We start from the raw sequence: 16,093 nt of genomic DNA, 5'->3' as shown, positions 1-16,093 counted from the left end.
CCCAGACTAGCAGAATAAAACAATATGACAACGTGTTTCTATATAAACACGTTCATATATAGTGATTTAGTTCGTGTGTAGCGTGAACTTGGCCGGGCGCAAATGGGTCTGGTTGTAATCGAGCTGCTCATGGCTCAGCTGGAAGCCGACCTTGAGCGCGTAATTCGTCTGCTGCAGGTCAGGCGATGCAGGGACATCGATCAGGCGCACCGGGGTACGGAGCGATACGGTGGACTGGTTTCCCGCGAAGGATACCGGCACTTCGAACTCCTTCTTGTCGATGATCTTCCCGTCACGAAGCACCGCGACGAAATAGGGCAGCACGATATCCTGGCCGCTCGAAGCCGGGCCACGTTCGACCGTAATCCCGAGGCTGAGTTTGGTGCGGACTATCTTCTTGGGTCCCGCCTCGCAATTGCCCGTGAGCCCGCTCATGCCGGCATGGGTCACGAGGCTGCCAGCATCCAGGCCCTTGCCATCGTATTGATAGAAGTCCGCGGCCTGGCTGAGGATCTCAACAGGCGGGCAAATGGGCGCAAAGGCGCTCTCGTCATCCTGATTACAGGCTGTCAGGCCGATGCCCGTGCCCATGAGGGCAAGGAGGGGAAGGAACTGGCGGGCGGATCTGGTCATCAACAAGGCTCTTTGTCTATTCACCGGTGCGCAAACCAGGCACGGTATGGTAAGAAGGTGACACGACGCAGAATGAACATGCAATCGCGGGCTTGCATACTGGCAAGGGGTTGCGTAGCTCCCATATGCGAGCCCATATCGCGACACGTTGCATCATTCGTCATGCGTGCTGCCTTGGGGCTTGTTCGCATATACCGCCTGCCGTGAGATTGGGGAACACCATGCCCGACACCTTGACCACTTCACGCCCGCAAGAGACCTCGGAGCAGGCGTCCGGGGCACAAACGCTTCGCGTTCTTCTGGCCGGGCCCCGTGGCTTCTGTGCTGGCGTGGACCGGGCCATTCGCGTGGTGGAAGAAGCCATCCGACGCTATGGCGCGCCCGTCTATGTGCGCCACGAGATCGTGCACAACCGCACCGTTGTCGAGAACCTGGAAGAACAGGGCGCGATCTTCGTCGAGGAACTCGATGAGGTTCCTGCCGATGGCCATGTCGTGTTCTCGGCGCATGGTGTGCCCAAATCGGTTCCGGCCGAGGCGCAGCGTCGCAATCTGCTTTACCTGGATGCAACCTGCCCGCTGGTATCGAAGGTGCATCGCGAGGCCGAACGTCATTTCGCCGGAGGCGGGCCCGACGCGCGCCATATCCTCATGATCGGCCATGCGGGCCATCCGGAAGTGGTCGGCACGATGGGGCAACTGCCCAATGGGGCCGTGACGCTCATCAACGATGCGGAAGAGGCCCGTACGGTCCAGCCGGAAGACCCTTCGCGTCTTGCCTTCATCACCCAGACGACCCTTTCTGTGGATGATACCTCCGAAATCGTCGCGATCCTGCGTGAGCGCTTCCCGCTCATCGAGGGACCGAAGAAGGAAGACATCTGCTACGCCACCACGAACCGTCAGGAAGCGGTCAAGGCCATTGCGCCGGAGAGCGACCTGGTGATCGTGATCGGGTCACCCAATTCCTCGAATTCGCAGCGTCTGCGTGAAGTGGCCGAGCGTTCTGGCGCCAAACGGGCCCTGCTCGTGCCGAAGCTTGCGGCGCTGGACTGGAGCGTGCTCGAAGGCGTTTCCACCGTCGGGATCACGGCAGGTGCCTCGGCCCCGGAATCGCTGGTTCAGGAAATGGTCGATGCGCTTTCGACGCGGTACAAGCTCGCTATCGAAGAGCGTATCGTGAAGAAGGAAAACGTGGCCTTCCGCCTGCCGAGCCCGCTCGGCGAGCCGGTCTGAGGGCTGGCGGCATTTCCATGAACGCTCCGTTCGCCGCCTGATTCCATGGCGGTCTATACAAACATCCCGCCGGAAACGCTCGAAACCTTTCTGGCGGAATACGATCTTGGCCCCCTCAAGCGGGTGGACGGGATTGCCGAAGGTGTCGAGAACACCAATTATCTGATCGAGACCGAGGCCGGTCGCGCCATTCTCACGCTTTACGAGAAGCGGGTACGTGAGGAGGACCTTCCCTGGTTCCTTGGTCTCATGCAGCATCTCGCGCGCCGCGGGCTGAAATGCCCGACACCGGTGATCGCGCGCGACGGTGTCGCCTTGCGCCGGCTGATGGACAGACCTGCTGCGATCACGACGTTCCTTACCGGTCGCCCAATCCAGACAATCACGGCTTCGGCCTGCTTCAGCCTGGGGCAGTCGCTCGCGCGCATGCATCTTCTGGGTGACGGATTCAGGGCGCATCGCCCGAACAGTCTCGGTCCGGATGCTTGGCGCCCTCTGCTGGAATCCTGCCACGGTGCCGCAGACACGGTGCAGCCCGGTCTGACCACAGAACTCGAGAACGCTATCAGCGAGGTTCTGGCCGCCTGGCCCGCGTCGGGTAGCCTGCCCGTTGGCCAGATTCATGCCGATCTCTTTCCCGATAATGCGTTTTTCGAGCGGGGAAATGTCTCAGGCCTTATCGATTTCTACTTCGCCTGTACTGATCTCTTGGCCTATGACCTCGCCGTCTGCCTCAATGCCTGGTGTTTTCCTGATGAGCGCACGCCCGATGCAGCTCTGATGGCGGGGCTGGTGGGGGGATACCAGTCTATCCGCCCACTGGCGGCGGAAGAGAAAGCTGCACTTCCCGCGCTGGTACAAGGAGCGTCCATACGCTTTCTTCTGACCCGCCTCTATGACTGGGTGAACACGCCGGTCGATGCCATCGTCACGCGCAAGGATCCGCTGGCCTATTACCATCGTCTGATAGCATGGCGTGCGGATGCAAGAGGGCTGCTTCATGTCTGAGGAAGCAAAGGTGGAACTGCCCGAGGACGCGCCTGTCGTGGAAATCTGGACTGATGGGGGGTGCAAACCCAATCCGGGACCAGGTGGCTGGGGGGCGCTTTTGTGTTCAAAGGGGCACGAGCGCGAGCTCTCGGGCGGTGAGGGCGAGACCACCAATAATCGCATGGAACTGACGGCTGCCGCCGAGGCTCTGGAAGCGCTCAAGCGCCCCTGCAAAGTGACGCTGCATACTGACAGCGAATATCTGCGCAATGGCATCACGCGCTGGCATACAGGCTGGGTAAGACGCAACTGGCGGAACGCTGCGGGAGATCCGGTAAAGAATCTCGATCTGTGGCAGCGCATCCTGGCGGCGGAAAAACAGCACAAGGTGACCTGGCTCTGGGTGCGTGGTCACAGTGGCGACGTGAATAACGAACGGGTCGATCAGCTCGCGACCGCGGCGCGCCAGGCTCGGGAAAAAACCTGATCCTGCTCCCTGCGGTCGAGATGCTCTTGCGCAGGGAGGGGAGCTCATACGGACAGGCAGATCCGGTGTGCGATATCGGTGGCGTTATCCGCATCCTGCATCAGGCCTAGAAGCTTGAGCTCATCCACATATTGCTCAACCTGGATGCGCAGCGGATGACCCGTCACGGGATGGCTTGCAATCTCGCGCTCCAGCATGCCGTTCGCGTCTTCGGGGGCGTCCTGATCCTTCCGCCAGAGCTGTGCGAGTTCGTCCCTATGGGCAGGAAAGTCATGCTGTGCGTCGCTGAGTGCGGCGGTCAGCGCAGCCGCGATCCCAGGATCCTGGGTCAGAGCCTTGGTCGCGATACCCAGCGTCAGATCGATTCGTTCGCGTTCCGCACCTGTCATGCTGTCGAGCATGTTCCAGCTGACGCCACGCGTTTGCTGCAGGATACGCCATCCCATCGGGTCGTGGACAGCGACAGCGTCGAGATCGCCTGCACGTAGCGCGTCCGCCATATCATCGGCTGGAATTGCTACCCAGTGGACCGAGTCGGTCGGGTGCAGGCCGCGCCGCCTGAGTTGGATACTGACGAAGCGTCGATCAGCACCTTCGAGACTCACGACACCGATCTTCCGGCCCGCCAGATCGGCCACCTTGTGCAGATGCAGGTCGCGCCTTACCAGCAAGCGATAACTGCCCCCCCGAATTCCACAAGCGAGAAGGGCGGGAAGTTCGTCGGCATCGTCCTGATAGAGAACCGGCAGCCAGTCCAGCAGGGGGCTTAGGGCGGCATCGGCCCGACCATTTACCACGGCGTCGATGGCGCTGTTGCCTCCGCTCGTCTCGACGATATCCACGGTCAGGTCATAGCGCCCGAAGAGGCCCTGCTGGCAGAGCCAGAGCAGCGGATCATAGTCGGGTTCAGGCCAGGCCAGCCGGATATGGCGCTTCTTTCCGTCTGTCGCGATCTGCTTGCGATGGTGAAAAACATGGCGCGATTGCAAGGCTGTAGCGAGAATGATGCCGCCTGCACCCATGAGGAGAAGACGACGGGAAGGCGCTGCCATCAGAAGAAAAACTCCATATGCAAAAAAAATGACAAAGGGGGGTTTACCCCAGGAAAAGCTTTCGCTAGATAGTGCCTCGCCGGTCCCGAATAGCTCAGTTGGTAGAGCAAGCGACTGTTAATCGCTGGGTCGTAGGTTCGAGTCCTACTTCGGGAGCCAGGCATTTTTCTCCTTCACATCATGGCTCATCCGGTCTGATCGTATCGAGGCGATCCAGCGTCCACAGGCGCGGGAACATCCTGATCCAGAGCCCGGCCACGATCAGCGTGCCGATGCCGCCTGCGACAACCGCAGCCTCTGTGCCGATGGCCGTTGCAAGCATGCCGCTCTCGAATTCCCCCAGCTGATTGCTCGACCCGATGAACAGCATGTTCACGGCCGAAACACGCCCGCGCATGCCGTCGGGCGTGGCGAGCTGGGTGAGCGCTCCGCGCACAACCACGCTCACCACATCGGCCGCACCCAGCACTGCCAGGGAGAGCACAGACAGCGCCAGGGAGTGCGAAACGCCGAACACGATCGTTGCAATGCCGAAAATCCCGACCGAGGCAAACATGATCGGGCCTGCATGCGACTTCAGCGGATAACGTGCCAGAACGAGGGACCCCAGGAGCGCTCCTACGGCAGGAGAGGCCCTGAGAATTCCCAGACCGACAGGGCCGAGATGCAGGATATCACCGGCGTATACGGGAAGCATGGCCGTCGCCCCTCCGAGCAGCACCGCGAAGAGATCGAGTGAGATGGCCCCCAGCAGGTCACGACGCCGACGCAAAAACGCGATGCCGCCAAAAAGCGATTCGAGGCTCATGGGAGAGCGGTTGCCTGCGTAGGGCTTCAGCTTGAGCAGTGAGGTCGAAATGAGCGCGATGCTGAAGCCGCAGGCGCAGGTCAGGTAGCAGAAATCCGCGCCCAGGCCGTAAAGCAGGCCGCCAAGAGACGGCCCGATGATGGAGGCTGTCTGAAACAACGATGCCGAAAGCGCCGCCGCTCGTGGAAACTGGGCGGGTGTGGCGATGGAGGGCAGGAAGGTCTGCTGGCAGGGGCCTTCAAACGAGCGCAGGGCACCAAAACACGCGACCAGCACATAAAGCGCCCAGGGGGCGAGCTGGCCCAACATTGTCGCAATGGCCATGACCACCGCCCCGAAGATCTCGATGGCCTGGCAGATCTGCACGATGCGCTTGCGATTATAGCGGTCGGCCACATGTCCCGAGATGAAAACCAGAGCCAACATGGGCAGAAATTGTGCGAGGCCAATCAGGCCGAGTGCGGTGACGCTGTGGGTGAGTGCGTAGGTCTGCCATGCTACGGCGACCGCCAGTACTTGAGCTGAAAGTGCGGAGAGCGTCCGTCCGGCGAGGAAGGGACGCAACCCGATGATGGCATTCAGCGCATCGGGTTGCGAGGCGGAAGAGGAGGGGGGAGATGAAGGCTCGGGCATCGTCTCTACTATAAGCAGAGCGCCTTCCCCTGCGCCACGGGCTGATCGGATAACAATGAGCAGGACGATACGCCCAAAGAGCGAAATCCCGCCCGCGTGTCGCCTCTGGTATGGGGCGGGATGAGTCACCCTTTCGGCGCGGCAAAAACAATGGACCTCCAGACCAAGGTTTCGCGGTCCGACTAGGCTTCAGCCGGTGGGATGATTGCATTTCGTATGGCGCGCAGGCAGGGTCCGCGGGATGAATGCAGATCCTGACCTGTCCACCGAATCGTCCGTGTCGCCGGGCGCGGTGGAGCCGACCCAGCCCGATATCCGCGTTGGAACGATCGCCTCAGCGCTTGAGGAGGGAGAGAAAACCTTCCTCTGGATCGATTTTGGGGCGCATCTGGGTGTCCGCCGGGCAACAATGACCCTGGCGAAACGCTATCATGCCCCCCAACTGGTTGGCAGGCAGGTTTGTGCTGTGGTTAATCCGCAGCTGAATAACACTACCGTGAATCAAGTGCTGGCCCTCGGTATGCCGGATCGCTCCGGTGATATGGTCCTGATCTGTCCGGACCATCGTGTGCCAGATGGAGGAAAACTGTTCTGATGGCTACCAATTACGCAACCGTCACCTGGGACCAGCTGCATCGCGACGCACGCACCCTCGCATCGGCCCTGATGGCGCGTGGCGCTTTCAAGGGAATTGTGGCTGTGACGCGTGGCGGGCTCATTCCCGCTGCCATCATCGCGCGCGAGCTCGATTGCCGTCTGGTCGAATCCATCTCGGTTATCTCCTACGCAGGCGAGAGCGCGCAGGATCAGAAGGAACCTCGTGTGGTCAAGGCGCCGATCGCTGCGGGCGATGGCGAGGGCTTTCTGGTGATCGACGATCTGGTCGATTCCGGCGAAACGGCGAAGGTCGTGCGCGACGTGCTCCCCAAGGCGCATTTCGCGTGTCTTTATGCCAAGCCTAACGGCAAGCCGCATACGGACCAGTATGTGATGGAAGTGGCGCAGGATACCTGGGTTTTGTTCCCCTGGGATACGGCCCCGCTCTTCGTACCGCCGCTTGCACGTAACCTCGGATAATTCTTCACTTTTTTTGTGGTGCTGCCCTTTCACCCTGCCGCGAGTTGCGGTAGGGTCCGCGCGTTCGGGGCGTGGCGCAGCCTGGTAGCGCGCTTGTTTTGGGTACAAGAGGCCCCCGGTTCGAGTCCGGGCGCCCCGACCACCACCAGGGGTCTCGCGATACGCGCCCTTAGCTCAGTTGGATAGAGCAACAGCCTTCTAAGCTGTGGGTCGCTGGTTCGAATCCAGCAGGGCGCGCCATTTCCGGAAATCATGACCTGCTTTTTCTCTCTTCCCCCTGTAATTTTTTGCACTTTTGATTCGATATCCCGGGCGATCGAGAGATCGCGTTCCCACGCGATCTACTTGGGCGGCGGGGAGGGCCTCGCATGCCGTGAACAGGCTGGTCGTTTGGTTTGGGCTGTCCGGTCGCGCGTGAGCGATAGGCTCATCGGCCACGGGTTCATCCTCTCTCCTGCATCTTCCGCATCTGCGGCCTCGATTCAGAGGAGTGATTTCGAGGCCCCGTCATCTCAAGCGGAGAGCGCGAGATTCAAAGGGCGGGAGACAAGCCCCCGTAGCGATTGACCCACGCCAGAACGGAGGGCGATCGATCAGCGCTGTCTTCATGTGTAAGCCAAGTGGCGTCGCCCGTTCCGCGGAGCAGAGGTGCGTGCTTCTTGCACATACAGGTAACAAATACTGATTATTTGTGTTATGGTTGCCATTATTCGGGAATGTCCCGTTTGATACGCGGGTTTCTTCAGCAAGCCCTTCGGGCTAAAGCCCTTTTCCAAACATAACGAATTCCCTGCTCAGCAAGCCTGCGTGGCGCGCCTCAAACCGTCGCCCGCTGTCTCGCGCGTATCTTATGCCTCGATCTCCCCCTGCAGAGAAATTCCCCGGATAGGGGAGGCCGTTGCCGGGGCGTATGGCGGCGTGTCTCATTCACGCAGGCTCAGAGCGATCACGCACCCTGTGAAAGCACGGGTGCAAGGAGAACACTCCATGACATGGCGACCCAGCGCCAATATCCTCCGGCCCGTCTACGGGACGTCAGGCGGCGCATGCCCGACAGCCAGGCCCTCCCTGCTTTGGCCACCGGCGTCCCTTGAGGGGGGAGGAGATTACAGCGTCGACTTCGACGGGTTACTGGCGCCAGGGGAGTATATACTCTCCTTTTTGTTCGATGCTGGGGCTGCAGCCGATCTGGGCTGGACGAACCTGTTCGGGACGATTGCCACAGCCTGGTTGCGATGGAAGGCGTCCGGGACGCGTATCGTGACTATTTGCGCGCTCACCAGCCACGGCAATACGCATCAGGTCGAGGTCGGGATCGTCATTTCCGCCCGCCCATCTCTGTTCCCTGTCTCTCTCCCCGAGGCACCTCAAACCCCCACACTGGTCCTGTCGAGCGATGCCATGGATCGCTGGTTGCAGACGCTTCCGACCGAACCGCTCAGTGTGTCGGGAGGCTGGTACAATAACGCCGGTATCCCGACCCGCATCGGGGGAAATAAGGCGGGTAGGTGAGGGGCGGGTTCGTGAGAAGCCTGGGTTGATAGGCCCATGGCCCAAGGACTTTGCGTCAAGTTTCAGGTGTAACCCTATCAGGCATGTCCGCCGGGCGAGACGGAAGGAAGGACGCATGACGCGCTCTCCATCAGAGGCCAGACCGCATTCTTTAACCCCATGCCGGGGAGCAAGGCTTGCCGTCATCGACCCTTCTGCACTGAGCTCACGAGAGTGAGCGGCGCTCCGGCTTCAGCGTCGTGCCTGACCCGCAAGAACGACAAGCAAACGTTAGTTCAAAACCCAGGCCCTGTGCCCGGCTTTCTATTTTGGAGGCAAGATGAGCCCCCCTCTCGATTTCATCACTCGGGCTGAATTCGGTGAAAGGATGCGCACTGTGGATGCGGATCTCAAGACCGTGCAGCGCGATCTTATTCTCTTATCCGCACAGCATTCCGAAACGCGCCAGATGCTCAGCGAAATCCTCTCCGAGGTCAAAAGAACGGCAGAAGTTGCGTCCCAGAACACACAGGAAACCAGAAATCTGCGGAGCATACGCTCCATGCTGATCGCGGGCGGATCAGGCATCGGCGGCGGTGTGGCAGTAGGCCTCTTCTCGCTTTGCCAGCATTATCTCTCACCATGAGCGGTATCGATGTTGCGGTCGCGTTGATTGTGCGTCCTGATTTCGAAGGGCTGCGTCTGGAGCCCTATCTTTGCCCGGGCGGGTACTGGACCATCGGGTATGGGGCACGGTTTCTTCCTGGTGGTCAGCCGGTGACGGCGAGAACGGGCCCCATCACAGCGGTTCAGGCTCGCCATATCCTCCGCCAAAATCTCGAGACCTTGCTGGGGCAATTGCGCGCATTGGTATCGGTGCCTCTGACGTCCTTCCAACTGGGCGCGCTTCTTTCCTGGCAGTTCAATATAGGCACGCAGGCTGCGCGCTCTTCCACGCTGATCCGCCTGCTCAATCTGGGGAAATACGAGGAAGCGGCAGCACAATTTGCGGTCTGGAACAAGGCGACGGTCAAGGGGAACCTCGTCTCGCTGCCTGGCCTGACCAGGCGTCGGCGCGTGGAAGCCGATGTTTTCAGGGGACTTGTCGAGGCAGCCTTTGTCGACCCTCCTGCAACATGATTCGCCGGAGTGGGGCTTCACCGGCGGTGAGATGGCTTGAGTTCGCCGGGCGCCTTGCCAGCCTTTGTCTCGGGTGACGCCTGGTTCATGGTTGGGGATTGAAAACTATTTCAAAGCACAACGCTTCAGCGCCTTTTCTTATGCCAGCATGTGGGTAAGCTCGCGGTTTATATGGGGTGCGCGAAGCGGTGAAGGCAGGACAGATTCCGGCTTGCGCTTCGACATTTCAGCAGTCGTCTCAGTAACTGGGTGCCGTACGGATTGAAGCATGGTCGATGAGAGGACGAGCGCAGTGGGGCTGGCGGCCTATGACATCCTCGATACCCCGCCAGAGCGGGGGTTCGATGATCTCGTTTCGCTTGCGGCGCAGCTTTGCGATGTCCCGATCGCAGTCATAAGTCTGCTGGACCATGATCGTCAGTGGTTCAAGGCCCGCACCGGCATTCTGCTGGAGGGGACGAGCCGTGAGGAGGCGTTTTGTCGGCTTGTCGTCGAATCTGACAAAGCGGTTGAGATTACCGATCTTGCGCTTGATCCGCGTACGGCCAGCAACCCCCTTGTCACCGGCGAACCGTGCCTGCGCTTTTATGCTGGAACGCCGCTCAGGACACCTTATGGCACGCTTGGCGCGCTTGCTGTCGCCGATAACCAACCGCGAGGAGCAGGGTTGGGTCAGGCGCGGCGCGCGGCGCTCGACAAGCTGGCCAAGCTCGCGGTCGACCTGCTCGAAAAGACACGCAGGACCCAGGCGCTGCTCGCTGCGCAAACGCGATGGCGCGGTCTTTTTCAGGGCATGGAGGAAGGTTTTTTCCTGGCTCGCGTCGTGCGCGATCATGCTGGGCAGGTAAGGGATTGGGAATATCACGAGGTCAATCCGGCCTGGGAACACCATGTCGGTATCCGCGCGATTGACGTGATCGGCAAGCGTTATGGTGAGTTGTTTCACCAGACCGAGGCCGACTGGCTCGGCCTGGCGTCACGGGCAGTGGCCGATAACAAGGCCGTGCCGTTCCTGCAGCGCGTACAGGTCACAGGGCGCTGGTATTGCGGCAACTTCCATCCCGTCGGGCAGGACTTCTTCTCTGCCACATTCCGCGAGGTAACCGGGCAGATCTCGGCTGAGCGGCGTCAGACCGGGCTCGTTCGTCTGGGGGATGTGCTGCGTGACGAGCGTGATGTTGCGATCATGACCAGTCGGGCCATGGAGGTGATCGGTGAAGCCCTTTGCGCCGATCGCGCCACTTATGGCGAACTGGACCATGATATCGAGACGATCAACGTCGCCGAGGGCTGGTCGGTCGCAGGAATGCCCCCGATCAAGGGTATCTACCGCTTCGATGATTATGGCCATCTGCGCGAAACCCTGCTGGCGGGAAGGGCGCTGGTCATTGCCGATGTCATGGCCGACCCGCGCACGCGCGCTGAGAGCGCCGGATGGTTGGCGCTTAAGGCGCGCGGTGTCATCAATGTGCCCGTCAGGGAGGATGGACGCAACGTAGCGCTCATGCTGGTGCATTTCTCTCTGCCGCATGACTGGACCAGTGACGAGATTCACTGGCTCCATAATGCGGCAGACAGGCTGGAACTTGCCATTGCACGCCGGCGCGCCGAGGAACTGCAGAACGTCATCAATGGCGAGATTGCCCACCGTCTGCGCAATACGCTTGCCATGGTTCAGGCGGTTGCGCGCATGACGTTGCGCGATGCCCTATCCAAGGAGGAGGCAAACCGTTTCTATGCGCGGCTCCAATCTCTCGGACGGGCCCATGATTTGCTGCATTGCGACGATCAGCGTGCGGCCATTCTGGGTGAATTGATCGCGAGTATCGTCGGGGATGCCGGGATGGGCGAACGATGCCGTCTTTCGGGGCCGGTCATCAGGCTCGGCTCACGCGCCGCCATGTCCACGGCCCTGCTCATTCATGAGATGACGACCAATGCGTGCAAGCATGGGGCGCTTTCGGCGGGGGACGGGACCGTCGAAATCGTCTGGGAGGTCGAAACGACGGAGACAGGCAACGAGCTTGTTCTGCTTTGGCGGGAGCGGAATGGCCCTCCGGCTTCCCCCCCGTTGCGGGGCGGATTTGGTTCGCGCCTGATATCCTTTGGTCTGATTGGAACGGGAGGCGTGTCTCTGCATTATGGTCCAGAAGGTCTGTCGGCAAGCTTCCGGGCCGACGCAGAAAAGATCAAGAGGACGTAATGGCCCATTCGCTTGCTTTTGCCCGTCCAGGGGCACCGACCGTTCTCGTTGTCGAGGACGAACCATTACAGCGCATGAGCCTTATGGATCTGGTCGAGGAGGCGGGATACGAGGTCGCCGAGGCGTCCGATGCGGATCAGGCCTTGATCATCCTCGAGAGCCGACCCGATATCCGGATCATTCTTGCCGATGTTGATATGCCCGGCAGTATGGACGGGCTGCGTCTTGCCGCTCTGGTTCGCGATCGCTGGCCGCCCATCGAAATCATTGTGACTAGCGGTCGCGGTGTTCCGCAACTCACCACCATTCCGGCGCGGGCGATGTTTTTGCCGAAACCGCTCAATGAGGAGCGTGTTCGGGACGCCCTGCACCTCTTCACCTGACGAGCGCCTCTTTGGCGAGCAGTGCATCAGGAGGCTTGGGTCTCCATTGATCGTGACATCGGTTTGCGATGCGCTGCCAGGCAGCAGAGCACACTGAGAACGATCGATCCGAACGAGGCGATTTCGAGTGGGTGCGGCACACGCTGATCCCAAACAAAGCCGTAGAGCAGAGCAAACAGGGTTTCGAAAAGGATCATCTGCCCGGTGAGCGTCAGCGGTAGCAGACGGCTCATCTTGTTCCACAGGGCATTGCCGCAAAGCGATGCGATGACCGCAACGCCAAGGGAGACTCCGGTAAACTCCATCCAGGCCATGCTTGTGTGGCGGGCGGGGTCGAGGATCAGGGCGATGGGAAGCAGCAGCAATGATTGTGCGCCTGTGACCAGACCGGTAAGCAGGTTCCAGTCATGTGCGCTTACGCCGTTCAAACGATCCAGGGCGCGACTATTCCCCACGGCAAAGCCGGTCCATGAGGCAAGCGCCGCGCAGGCACAGCCGAGGCCGATCAATCGTGCGGTCCCGCCAGACGCCGCAGCTGAGCCTGGCTGGAAAAGTGCCTGCCATCCGATGCAAAACGCACCGACCATGCAGAAAAACAGCGACGGCGCGAGATGCACGAAACGCGGGGAGTCGCGGTCGCGACTGCCAATGATCGTAACGGCAACCGGCATGAAGCCGATAACGAGCGAGGTCAGCGCGATACCGCCCTGCTGCACCGCCGTCGAGAGCATGATGTAGTAGAAGCTGTTGCCAAAAAAAGAGAGCCAAAAAAGCACGATCCAGTCTCGTCGGCGCAGGGTATGGCCCAGGCGCTTCAGGCGAGGGCTTACGAGCATGAGCGCGATAAGCCCGTAAAAGAGATAGCGGCCCGCTGCGAGATCAAGCGGCGGAAAATCGCGCACAAGCTCCGGCGCTAGAAAGACCAGCCCCCAGAGCGCGCCTGCACCAGCGCCGCAAAGCACACCGAGGGGCAGATTATGGCGGGGGGCTGATGGGGGTGTGATCATGCCTGACTATCTAGCGGGATGAACTTGTCCTGTCTCGAGGGGCGTTTCGCGATTTTCGCTGCGCGCGCCCTCGCCTCGCCCGATGACTCAGCCGGGTAAGTCCGATTGCGACACCTAGCAGGGAGAGCGAGCTCACCCCGACAAGAAGGGGCGTGATGAGAAAGAGCCTTGCGAAAGGGCGCCGAAGCCAGGCAAAAAAATCCAGGTCATGAGGCCCGTAAACGACCCAGCGCGTGGCCTTGGCGTTGCTCTCGGCAACGAGGACCGTGTTTCCGGTTCTCGAATCCAGATAGAGCCGGGTTTCATCGGGCCCGATAACGCGATAGGCGGGAAAGTGCCGAAGGCGATGACGGGTCGAAAAATAGTAGGAGTCATCCTGGGTGATCTGGTCGACACGCGCATCAAGGCCACTGGTCAGCGCTCTTTCCTTCAAAGCGATTACCGAAGGTGTCGCGGCTTCGAGGGAGAGGGATAGGCGAGTCGAAGCGCCTGTTTCAGTCATGACAGACAAGGCAGGGCTGCCACCTTGCCCCGTCAGGACGACATCGCGGAAATGTCTCTCAGGGTGGGCAATTAGTGCCGCTATCGCCGTTCGCAGCTCCGCCATGTCGACGCTTCCCTCAAAGCGATCCACCCAGCCCGGATTAGGCTGACGGGCGAGCAACCCTGCGGGGTTCATCGTCAGCAGCCCTGTCGTGATCCACGACAGAAGCATCCCGCCGAAAACGAGACCGCAGAGATGATGCCACAGATGCAGTCCGCGATAGGGCGAGACCCGATGTCCAGTATGCACACGCCGTACACCGATCCAGAGCCCGAGCGCGGTGAGGATTACGCCAAGGCAGGACAGGTCAATGAGCACATTGGCCCAAAGCCTCTGATGGCGTTTGAGTAAGGATGGGTAGAGCCAGTGAGGGATAGGCCCCAGCCAGGACCAGAAGCGCGTTCGGCCCGTCGTGTCCTGCACCACATCGCCGTTGTCCGGTGAAAGGTACAGCAGTCGCCGCGCCGACCCGTCAATGGCGTAGCGATAGAAGCCCTGCACATGATCTTTTGTGTTCAGTATCCACTGATCATTTCGGCGCAGTCCCTCGAAATGGGCCGCGCCCGGTGTGCCGGACAAAGCTGCATAGCGTTCGGCATCGGCTCGCAGGGCGAATGGAGACAGGGTGAGGGGTCGGCCGTTCCTCAGATCATAATGTCTGCTCGCGCCCGAGAGTGCCTGGGCTTCGAGAACCGGGATCCCACCAGCCATGGTGAGGCGCAGGCTGCGATAGCGATCCTCGAGCCGGGGTATTACCGGTGGATTTCTAAAAGTCAGGATCTCATGGGTAAGACCAACGCGTTCGGCCTCCGGCGCTGGCCATGTTTTCCAGAGCATGACCATGCCCGAGAGGCACCAGAGACCCATCATCAGCCCCAGCGTAATGCCCAGCCAGCGATGAAGCAGGAACGCGTAACGCAGTCCCAGTTTACGCATCTGGCTCATGAAAGACACGCTCGGCCCAGACGCCCTATGCTGGGAGAGTCGCGCTTCCATCCTCCGATCTGATGCCACCGCGCGCGCAAACCGAGGGCGGCGTCATGGGCGAGCATGAGTCCTCCTTGCGCGGTTCTGAAACGGTCAGGGCGTAAGGCGTGGCGCACCGGTTTCAATCTCGTTTTCATCACGGGTTGGAATAAAAACAGCTCCCGGGGACAGGCGGTGAGAAGCTCTTCTTCTTCGGGCCTGGAAAGGACCATGAGGGGGATCGGGACGCGAAATCGTTGCTTGCGCATGCCGGGTTTGCGGATCGGGCACTGACCGCCCGGCAGTCGGCGCCGTACACGTTTCTGAATGCCGGTTACAGTCGAAGCGCGTTTCAATCAGTGGCGATCGTCACGCCGATCTTCCGCAATTCTTCCAGACAGGGGCAAGGATCGGCGGCTATGCCACGGCTGGCTGACAGCGCCAGGGTCGTATTGAAACCGAGCTGGCTCGCGTCTTGCGCCGTTGCCCTCACGCAGAAATCGAGCGCCAGTCCGGCCAGAAGCACATGCTCGATATCGAGCCCATGCAGCAACGCGTCCAAGCCAGTCGAGTGGCGTCGTTCATTATCGAAAAACCCCGAATAGGAGTCACAGGCCGGGTCGAGACCCTTATGGATGATATGACTTATGCGGCTCTGATCGAGCCCACTCGGAAAATCTGCCCCGGGAGTGCCTGCGACGCAATGGACCGGCCATGGTCCCCCTTCGGAAATGAAAGAGACATGTGCGGCCGGATGCCAGTCCCGTGTCGCAATGATCGCTGCAAACTCCTGTCGCACGAGCTGATTCATCGGTGGGAGGATCAGATCCCCCTCTGGTACGGCCAAGGCGCCGCCCGGCAGGAAATCATTCTGGACGTCAACGATGATCAGGGCCGTTCTGGCCGGGTTCTGCAAGGCGGGCACCATTGACAGGCTCCATGGGGTGCACCACGCGGGCGCCGGGACAATTCCCGTCCATCAGTGACCGATAACGTGGCGCATGTCATCGCCGAAATGATTCAGAGCGTCCTTGGCCGACATATGGCGCCTATGCCCATTCTCGGCGACGATGGTCACGGTTGCCGTCATGCCAGCCGCCAGATGCAGATCGGGTGGCAACTGGTCGATATGCACGCGCACCGGAATGCGTTGGGCGAGACGCACCCAGGTATAGACCGGATCGACAGAGGGTAGGCCCTGTGTGGCCGTGCTGGCGTTCATGCTGGAAATACCACGCGTGATGCTCTCCACATGGCCGAATACCGGATGATGCGCCCCCATGAGATCCATGCGCACCGGATCGCCGATCTCGATGTTGTGGACCTTGGTTTCCTCGAAATATCCGTCCACCCAATAGGAGGCGGAATCGATGATCTGGATATTCACATGGCCAGCCGTGGCAAAATCACCGGGGCGCATCAGGAGATTGGTCACGTAGCCGTC

Annotated in this window: 17 protein-coding genes and 3 tRNA genes; 13 read left to right on the top strand and 7 right to left on the bottom strand. The window is 60.5% G+C overall.

From position 1 onward, the window contains the following. Nucleotides 1-66: 66 nt before the first annotated feature. On the bottom strand, nt 67-633 hold the full coding sequence (locus tag C0V97_RS16060; RefSeq protein ID WP_127103565.1) for a hypothetical protein: 567 nt from the start codon (nt 631-633) through the stop codon (nt 67-69). A gap of 221 nt (nt 634-854) precedes the next feature. Between C0V97_RS16060 and ispH the strand changes: the two genes are divergently transcribed. From ispH to rnhA, 3 genes are read left to right on the top strand one after another with little or no spacing between them, the layout of a single operon-like run. Further along, nucleotides 855-1,868 carry a 4-hydroxy-3-methylbut-2-enyl diphosphate reductase gene (gene ispH, locus C0V97_RS16055; protein ID WP_127103564.1) on the top strand — a complete coding sequence of 338 codons (1,014 nt, stop codon included), beginning with the start codon at nt 855-857 and terminating at the stop codon, nt 1,866-1,868. Nucleotides 1,869-1,913: 45 nt separating this feature from the next. Beyond that, nucleotides 1,914-2,876, top strand: coding sequence for a homoserine kinase (locus tag C0V97_RS16050; protein WP_127103563.1), 963 nt, complete (start codon nt 1,914-1,916; stop codon nt 2,874-2,876). Further along, entirely contained in the window at nt 2,869-3,345 is a 477-nt protein-coding gene (rnhA, locus tag C0V97_RS16045) for a ribonuclease HI (protein WP_127103562.1), read from the top strand. The genes C0V97_RS16050 and rnhA overlap by 8 nt, the downstream gene beginning before the upstream one ends. Nucleotides 3,346-3,389: 44 nt before the next feature. On the opposite strand, the gene C0V97_RS16040 is transcribed toward rnhA, so the two are convergent. After that, the gene (locus C0V97_RS16040) at nt 3,390-4,397 is read right to left on the bottom strand and encodes an ABC transporter substrate-binding protein (protein WP_127103561.1); all 1,008 of its coding nucleotides are present in this window, start codon (nt 4,395-4,397) and stop codon (nt 3,390-3,392) included. A gap of 83 nt (nt 4,398-4,480) precedes the next feature. Here C0V97_RS16040 and C0V97_RS16035 point away from each other — a divergent pair. After that, nucleotides 4,481-4,556: transfer RNA gene (locus tag C0V97_RS16035), tRNA-Asn, on the top strand. 19 nt (nt 4,557-4,575) lie between these two features. Here the strand turns inward: C0V97_RS16035 and C0V97_RS16030 are convergent. Next, the gene (locus C0V97_RS16030) at nt 4,576-5,838 is read right to left on the bottom strand and encodes an MFS transporter (protein WP_127103560.1); all 1,263 of its coding nucleotides are present in this window, start codon (nt 5,836-5,838) and stop codon (nt 4,576-4,578) included. A 241-nt stretch (nt 5,839-6,079) separates the two neighbouring features. Between C0V97_RS16030 and C0V97_RS16025 the strand changes: the two genes are divergently transcribed. The 9 genes from C0V97_RS16025 (at nt 6,080) to C0V97_RS15985 (ending at nt 12,132) form a co-directional block, all read left to right on the top strand. Further along, on the top strand, nt 6,080-6,433 hold the full coding sequence (locus tag C0V97_RS16025) for a tRNA-binding protein (RefSeq protein WP_127103559.1): 354 nt from the start codon (nt 6,080-6,082) through the stop codon (nt 6,431-6,433). Beyond that, nucleotides 6,433-6,915, top strand: coding sequence for a xanthine phosphoribosyltransferase (gene gpt / locus C0V97_RS16020; protein WP_127103558.1), 483 nt, complete (start codon nt 6,433-6,435; stop codon nt 6,913-6,915). Before C0V97_RS16025 ends, gpt begins: the two co-directional genes overlap by 1 nt. Before the next feature lie 65 nt (nt 6,916-6,980). Beyond that, nucleotides 6,981-7,057: transfer RNA gene (locus C0V97_RS16015), tRNA-Pro, on the top strand. A gap of 21 nt (nt 7,058-7,078) precedes the next feature. Continuing rightward, nucleotides 7,079-7,155, top strand: a tRNA-Arg gene (locus tag C0V97_RS16010). Nucleotides 7,156-7,902: 747 nt separating this feature from the next. Next, complete coding sequence (locus C0V97_RS16005; protein ID WP_127103557.1) at nt 7,903-8,427, top strand: hypothetical protein; 525 nt, start codon at nt 7,903-7,905, stop codon at nt 8,425-8,427. A gap of 319 nt (nt 8,428-8,746) precedes the next feature. Continuing rightward, nucleotides 8,747-9,052, top strand: coding sequence for a hypothetical protein (locus C0V97_RS16000; RefSeq protein WP_127103556.1), 306 nt, complete (start codon nt 8,747-8,749; stop codon nt 9,050-9,052). Then, on the top strand, nt 9,049-9,546 hold the full coding sequence (locus C0V97_RS15995) for a lysozyme (RefSeq protein ID WP_127103555.1): 498 nt from the start codon (nt 9,049-9,051) through the stop codon (nt 9,544-9,546). The genes C0V97_RS16000 and C0V97_RS15995 overlap by 4 nt, the downstream gene beginning before the upstream one ends. A 268-nt stretch (nt 9,547-9,814) precedes the next feature. Then, nucleotides 9,815-11,749, top strand: a complete 1,935-nt coding sequence (locus C0V97_RS15990) for a GAF domain-containing protein (RefSeq protein WP_127103554.1) — start codon at nt 9,815-9,817, stop codon at nt 11,747-11,749. Beyond that, the gene (locus C0V97_RS15985; RefSeq protein WP_127103553.1) at nt 11,749-12,132 is read left to right on the top strand and encodes a response regulator; all 384 of its coding nucleotides are present in this window, start codon (nt 11,749-11,751) and stop codon (nt 12,130-12,132) included. The genes C0V97_RS15990 and C0V97_RS15985 overlap by 1 nt, the downstream gene beginning before the upstream one ends. A gap of 26 nt (nt 12,133-12,158) precedes the next feature. Here the strand turns inward: C0V97_RS15985 and C0V97_RS15980 are convergent, their stop codons facing one another. The 4 genes from C0V97_RS15980 to C0V97_RS15965 form a co-directional block, all read right to left on the bottom strand. Further along, nucleotides 12,159-13,139 (bottom strand): DMT family transporter, encoded by a 981-nt coding sequence (locus C0V97_RS15980; protein ID WP_127103552.1) that lies wholly within the window; start codon nt 13,137-13,139, stop codon nt 12,159-12,161. A 10-nt stretch (nt 13,140-13,149) separates the two neighbouring features. Continuing rightward, nucleotides 13,150-14,628: a PepSY domain-containing protein gene (locus tag C0V97_RS15975; RefSeq protein WP_158625452.1), complete on the bottom strand. Its 1,479-nt coding sequence runs from the start codon at nt 14,626-14,628 to the stop codon at nt 13,150-13,152. A 373-nt stretch (nt 14,629-15,001) separates the two neighbouring features. Beyond that, on the bottom strand, nt 15,002-15,577 hold the full coding sequence (locus C0V97_RS15970; protein ID WP_127103537.1) for a nicotinamidase: 576 nt from the start codon (nt 15,575-15,577) through the stop codon (nt 15,002-15,004). A gap of 51 nt (nt 15,578-15,628) precedes the next feature. Beyond that, nucleotides 15,629-16,093 (bottom strand): HlyD family efflux transporter periplasmic adaptor subunit (locus tag C0V97_RS15965; RefSeq protein ID WP_148114948.1); only part of this gene is annotated, 465 nt, incomplete at its 5' end.

Origin of the sequence: Asaia sp. W19 (genome assembly GCF_003994335.1) — a bacterium.
Taxonomy (GTDB): Bacteria; Pseudomonadota; Alphaproteobacteria; order Acetobacterales; family Acetobacteraceae; genus Asaia.
The sequence above is the reverse complement of the archived record's forward strand: the minus strand, read 5'-3'. Positions and strand labels throughout refer to the sequence as shown.

Bases quoted from the DNA above. Each gene is read 5' to 3' on its own strand.
- C0V97_RS16060 (WP_127103565.1), bottom strand. From the start codon at position 633: ATGACCAGATCCGCCCGCCAGTTCCTTCCCCTCCTTGCCCTCATGGGC.
- ispH (WP_127103564.1), top strand. From the start codon at position 855: ATGCCCGACACCTTGACCACTTCACGCCCGCAAGAGACCTCGGAGCAG.
- C0V97_RS16050 (WP_127103563.1), top strand. From the start codon at position 1,914: ATGGCGGTCTATACAAACATCCCGCCGGAAACGCTCGAAACCTTTCTG.
- rnhA (WP_127103562.1), top strand. From the start codon at position 2,869: ATGTCTGAGGAAGCAAAGGTGGAACTGCCCGAGGACGCGCCTGTCGTG.
- C0V97_RS16040 (WP_127103561.1), bottom strand. From the start codon at position 4,397: ATGGCAGCGCCTTCCCGTCGTCTTCTCCTCATGGGTGCAGGCGGCATC.
- C0V97_RS16030 (WP_127103560.1), bottom strand. From the start codon at position 5,838: ATGCCCGAGCCTTCATCTCCCCCCTCCTCTTCCGCCTCGCAACCCGAT.
- C0V97_RS16025 (WP_127103559.1), top strand. From the start codon at position 6,080: ATGAATGCAGATCCTGACCTGTCCACCGAATCGTCCGTGTCGCCGGGC.
- gpt (WP_127103558.1), top strand. From the start codon at position 6,433: ATGGCTACCAATTACGCAACCGTCACCTGGGACCAGCTGCATCGCGAC.
- C0V97_RS16005 (WP_127103557.1), top strand. From the start codon at position 7,903: ATGACATGGCGACCCAGCGCCAATATCCTCCGGCCCGTCTACGGGACG.
- C0V97_RS16000 (WP_127103556.1), top strand. From the start codon at position 8,747: ATGAGCCCCCCTCTCGATTTCATCACTCGGGCTGAATTCGGTGAAAGG.
- C0V97_RS15995 (WP_127103555.1), top strand. From the start codon at position 9,049: ATGAGCGGTATCGATGTTGCGGTCGCGTTGATTGTGCGTCCTGATTTC.
- C0V97_RS15990 (WP_127103554.1), top strand. From the start codon at position 9,815: ATGGTCGATGAGAGGACGAGCGCAGTGGGGCTGGCGGCCTATGACATC.
- C0V97_RS15985 (WP_127103553.1), top strand. From the start codon at position 11,749: ATGGCCCATTCGCTTGCTTTTGCCCGTCCAGGGGCACCGACCGTTCTC.
- C0V97_RS15980 (WP_127103552.1), bottom strand. From the start codon at position 13,139: ATGATCACACCCCCATCAGCCCCCCGCCATAATCTGCCCCTCGGTGTG.
- C0V97_RS15975 (WP_158625452.1), bottom strand. From the start codon at position 14,628: ATGAGCCAGATGCGTAAACTGGGACTGCGTTACGCGTTCCTGCTTCAT.
- C0V97_RS15970 (WP_127103537.1), bottom strand. From the start codon at position 15,577: ATGGTGCCCGCCTTGCAGAACCCGGCCAGAACGGCCCTGATCATCGTT.